A 4,874-nucleotide genomic window follows, 5' to 3' on the forward strand; every position below is an offset into this window, starting at 1 on the left:
ATGATAAGGGCGAATACTCGCCCTTATTCCCCTTTTGTCTGGATAACTTGTGGATGTTGACCAGATTGATCTTGCATCTGCTTCCCCTTGTTGCCGCCTGCTGCTCGTGGTTTTGTCCCAATATGTTGCGGCACAAATGGCTGTTGATTACTTTTCGGATTACCCATTTATTCATCCCCCTCTCCCTCATAGTATGGCCGTATTACTCTGCTTTATGAAGCCAACGCGTTTCCATTTTCTCTTCCAATTTTTCTAATGCGTTCGCATCGTTCAATAGTTGTCTTTTATTTTCCATCACAAGTTCTGCGAATGTCCGCTTTCTTATTTTTCGCATCGCCTATTCACCTACTTTTTATTTTTTTCTATCTTTTCCAAACATAATGAAAAATATACAAAAAATAGCCGACTTCTCGGCTATTCCCCCCATTTCTCTACATATTGCACCATTTGCTCATATGACATTGGCCCGATGTGTTTTTCTCGAATGACCCCTTGTCGATCGATAATAAACGATGTCGGAATCGGCTGAATATCATATTGCTTCATGACATGTCCATCCATATCGAGCACGACAGGGAAAGTTAAACGATAATCTTTTATGAACTGGCTGACTTTTTCGCGTGAATCTCTCACCATCACATTGACAGCTACAATTTCTACTTGGTTATGATACTTTTCGTAAAACGTTTGCATGTCTGGCATTTCTGCTCGACATGGCGGACACCATGTTGCCCAAAAGTTCACAATAACTACTTTTCCATTGAATTGTGAGAGTTGAACTGTTTTTCCATCGATCGTTTCTAAAGAAAAATCGGGCGCCTTCATACCGATTTGAATACCAGTTGTGACCGTTTGTCTTTCTATCATCTGTTCCCACAGCATGTATGCAAAAAAAACGAATAAGACAATGATAGCGATCCACTTTTTCATCGTCATCCTCCATTTCGTTTAGCTCCTCAAAAAAGGCGCATATGCGCGCCTTATCGAATATTTTTATGCTCATTGCCCATTTTCTTCACTTCCACTTCAGCATATGAAGCAAATTCGTTATTTAAGTTGTTTTTTTGTTTTGCGTTATTGTTTCGTTGAGCGTTTGCATTCCCTAGCTTTGTTCGTCCCATTCCCTCACCTCCTTTTTATTCAAGGATAGTATGTGCGAATGGGACGATTTGCACTATAACGACTTACCATTTAATTTTTGGACATATTCCTTCACCATGTCAACGGTCACATATTTTCTCTGCGGAACAATTCCGTTTTTAGCTAGCTCATTTATTTGTTTTGTCACTTCATTAATGTTATGCACCGAAAACGGCTCACCCCGTTGACATAAAGCGACTGCTTCCTCAATATACGCCTCCCGTCTAGCATCCAACTCGACAAACGTACGAATGAGCGCATGTTGTTTTTTTGAATGTGCTGTAATAGCTTGGTGAACTTCACTCATCATCCATTCCTCCAATCATGTCGTAAATATGCTGTAACTCATCCATTGGTGCTTGGGCCGTTAACGCGGCAACTAATCCTTTAAAATGTTCATTTAGTTGTTCGCGCATATGACGATGCAAACGATTCATTGCTGTAGTCCATTGTGTAGAATAATGCGCCACCAGTCGTTGCTTTTGTTCATCTATATACGCGGCAATTGGTTCACGTAATTGTTTTTCTAATTCTTCTTTCATGTATCGTTTTTCATCTTTTTCAAAAAAAGATTTTGCATTTTTGTATAACGCCAACGCTTTTTTAAATATGTTTCGATCAATTTGTTCTAAAGCGAGTGGAAATTCGATCGTCGGGAAAACAGGAAGATCCACTTTCGTTATCACGAGATCATGCACTTGTTTCCACTGCTTCTCTAACGCCATAAAATGAAGATCATAACGTTTGTTCATAAATGATTCCATCCGCAAACTAGTTGCGCGCATTTCCTGTGCTAAGTCGAATCCAATCGAATATAAAAACTCGTCTAAACATAATTGTAATGCTCTTTTTATATTTGCTTGCCGATCATGAAGAACGGAAGGATTAAATGACTCTTTAAACCAGTCTGGTAAACGGAAAAAGATGCGCTGTTGAATATAATAAACTAACTCATCTAACTCTTGTTCAATGGCATGAACATCATGAGCCGGCCCATATTGTTCAATGATTTGTTCAAGTTGTTGTTGCTCTTGCTGTAATATTTGTAGCTTTTTACGCTTCATATCATCGCTTTGCTTCGCTTCTGCAATGTATTCTGCTAACCGCTGACGAGCTTGTTTCATTTGCAAGCGAGCGGAAGCGATCGCTAACGAGCCAATTTCATGATGAATGAATGGGTAAAACGCCTGTTCAAACGCGCGCATCCCCGAATTCGATAATACATCATGTTTCCATGTATCGCCATTCTTCTCGGCAAGCGCCCACTTGCTCGATAACGAAAAGAGACGAGGATGTCGAATACCAAATTGGAGAAGCTGACCGCTGACGTAACGAACAACGGATTGCAATTCCTCTTTTGTATGCGCTAAGTCAGCTGCATTAATGATGAAAAACATCTTATCTAAACTAAACGTATCCTTTACACGACCAAGCTGAATTAAAAACTCGCGATCCGCTTTTGAAAAAGCATGGTTATAATATGTGACAAAGAAAATCGCGTCTGCATTTTTTATATAATTAAATGCAACTCCTGTATGACGAGCATTTACCGAGTCTGCACCCGGTGTATCAACAAGAATTATGTTTTCACGAGTTAATGGACAGTCATAATATAATTCAATCCATTCGACAAAGCATGACTTCGTTTCATTCGCTACATATTCGTGAAATTGCTGAAATGAGATCGTCAGTAACCGCCCAAGATTGTCCTTCATTTGCTCATAACCGCGGACGACGGCTTGCAAAAACGCCCAATGCACACGTTCTTTTGCGTCAACAGCACGATTACGAATCGCCTTTTCGCTTTCTTCGATCGCTTCTTGCAACGAATGGACTTGCACACCGAAAAAGCGGAGGGAATGTTGCAAATCGTTTAAAAGCTGTTGTTCCGTTTTTACTTGTACCACAACGGTTCCGTGTGGATATTCATCGGTCGGCGGAACGATTTTATTAATCGTTGCCGTCGTCGGATGTGGCGAAACAGGCAAGACGTGTTCGCCTATTAGCGCATTAGCAAATGAAGATTTTCCAGCACTAAAAACTCCAAATAAAGCAATCGTAAACGTCCGTTGTTGAAGTTGCTGAACTTTCTCGTTCATTTCTTTTGCTAGCTGCTTTAACCCCTCGAGCGGAGCAATCATTTGACTAATCGTGCGTAATTTTTCAACCATTTGTTCCATTGTCACGCCCGCTAGTTGTTTCGTTCGGATTAGAGCCTCTTCTGTCGCCGCCTCGATTTCATACGGCACATTTTGTTTCTTTTGACTACTTATTCGCTTCGTAAATGTTTCATGGATAAACGGAACAACAACATCATCGCTTAACGGTTTTGTAGCCGCAATAACGTTTTGTAACTGTTGACGAATATGTTCGCGTTGACGCGCAAGTTGTTTTAATTGTTCCCAAGCCGAACGCTCCTGAATCAGCTGATTGAGTTGTCGTTCATACACATTCAACTTCTGTTGGTTTTTTCCTCTTTCGATCATATGATCTATCAGTTGAAGTGCTACGTCACGATACAATCGTTTCATTTCATTTGCTATGTCGTTCGTATAAGTGAGCACATAATCTCCTGTGATAAGCGGTTGATTTGGCTTTCGCTCAATGATCCATTGCTCAGAAAGTGGGATAGTAAGTTGTTGCATGCGATGCAACAACTCATGATCGTGAATATCGTATCGTTGATAAAACTGTTTTAGTAGGTCCCGAACATGCCATTCCAACTGACTTTCAATGTTACGATGCAAATTCTCGTAGAAGGCACGCAATCGCCTTTTACGTTCTTCTTCCGTCTTTTGTTTTGTAAATAAAAAACCGACTTTAAAATCTGGTTGGCACGCTTCTAAATAGGCGCGCGCATGCTCCCGCGTTTCATAAGGCATCACATATGCATTATCTAGTATAGTTGCTAACTGTTGCTCAAATTGCTGTCTCGCATTTGACCACGTTTTTTTTATGTGATCGATCATATTCTCCATCTCTTCGATTTTTTCGAGAAGCTCACGATCGTTCTTAAATGAAAGCGATTGACGAATGTTTTGTTCCTCTTCTGCTTGTTGAGCTGTCAACGTTTGCATATAGTCATCAATGATTTGCTTCACTGCAATATGTATACTTTGTTGAAGCCGATCGTTTTTTTCACGAAAAAGCGACCGCAACAATTGTTTTAACGACTCGAACTCATTATATACATGCTCCTTTTGTTTCAGAGACGTATAAAAAATACGTTCAAATGTGACGCCCCATTGCTGAAATGCTTCGTCAACAGAACGAGCAAACTGTGAAAACGAAAGCTCTTCGTCGCGATGTTTATCGATTTGATTCACAATTAAGTATAACGTTTTTCCATGCTGTGACAATCGTTTTGTAAACTCGAAGTTTAGCTCAGCTTGAACGTGGTTGTAATCCATCACATAAAAAATTACGTCCGCTAAATGAAGAGCAGACTCCGTTGCCAAACGATGCGCATCGTCAGTTGAATCAATTCCTGGCGTATCCATCAGTACAATTCCAGATGGGAGCGCATCTGTTTCTTGGCTAATCTCAATCATATCAATGGCATCGCCGTCTCGACAAAACGTTTTTACTTCTTCATAGTCATAAGGAGCGGCGTATTCAATCGGCTCACTATTTTTATAATATACACGCGCATATGGTTGCCCCGACTTTACTTTCACAAGGTTTGCACTTGTCGGAATTGGGCTAGATGGCAAGAGTGGGGTGCCGATCAATTC

6 protein-coding genes are annotated in these 4,874 nt (G+C 40.5%); all 6 read right to left on the minus strand.

The features are described from left to right. Positions 1–23: 23 nt before the first annotated feature. On the minus strand, positions 24–167 hold the full coding sequence (locus V7Z64_RS11755) for an acid-soluble spore protein N (RefSeq protein WP_003396082.1): 144 nt from the start codon (positions 165–167) through the stop codon (positions 24–26). A 35-nt stretch (positions 168–202) separates the two neighbouring features. Further along, positions 203–334 carry an FbpB family small basic protein gene (locus V7Z64_RS11760; RefSeq protein ID WP_003396080.1) on the minus strand — a complete coding sequence of 44 codons (132 nt, stop codon included), beginning with the start codon at positions 332–334 and terminating at the stop codon, positions 203–205. Between the two features lie 80 nt (positions 335–414). After that, entirely contained in the window at positions 415–936 is a 522-nt protein-coding gene (locus V7Z64_RS11765; protein ID WP_297991072.1) for a TlpA family protein disulfide reductase, read from the minus strand. A 44-nt stretch (positions 937–980) separates the two neighbouring features. Further along, positions 981–1,121: a hypothetical protein gene (locus V7Z64_RS11770; RefSeq protein ID WP_297991070.1), complete on the minus strand. Its 141-nt coding sequence runs from the start codon at positions 1,119–1,121 to the stop codon at positions 981–983. A gap of 53 nt (positions 1,122–1,174) precedes the next feature. Then, positions 1,175–1,447, minus strand: a complete 273-nt coding sequence (locus V7Z64_RS11775; RefSeq protein ID WP_297991068.1) for a YpbS family protein — start codon at positions 1,445–1,447, stop codon at positions 1,175–1,177. Beyond that, positions 1,440–4,874 (minus strand): dynamin family protein (locus V7Z64_RS11780; RefSeq protein ID WP_297991066.1); only part of this gene is annotated, 3,435 nt, incomplete at its 5' end. The genes V7Z64_RS11775 and V7Z64_RS11780, both read right to left, overlap by 8 nt.

This window comes from Anoxybacillus sp., assembly GCF_036834105.1.
Lineage (GTDB): Bacteria > Bacillota > Bacilli > Bacillales > Anoxybacillaceae > Anoxybacillus.

What these genes read in the sequence shown, in the direction of transcription:
- V7Z64_RS11765 (WP_297991072.1), bottom strand. Translation starts at nt 936, where the DNA reads ATGACGATGAAAAAGTGGATCGCTATCATTGTCTTATTCGTTTTTTTT.
- V7Z64_RS11770 (WP_297991070.1), bottom strand. Translation starts at nt 1,121, where the DNA reads ATGGGACGAACAAAGCTAGGGAATGCAAACGCTCAACGAAACAATAAC.
- V7Z64_RS11775 (WP_297991068.1), bottom strand. Translation starts at nt 1,447, where the DNA reads ATGAGTGAAGTTCACCAAGCTATTACAGCACATTCAAAAAAACAACAT.
- V7Z64_RS11755 (WP_003396082.1), bottom strand. Translation starts at nt 167, where the DNA reads ATGGGTAATCCGAAAAGTAATCAACAGCCATTTGTGCCGCAACATATT.
- V7Z64_RS11760 (WP_003396080.1), bottom strand. Translation starts at nt 334, where the DNA reads ATGCGAAAAATAAGAAAGCGGACATTCGCAGAACTTGTGATGGAAAAT.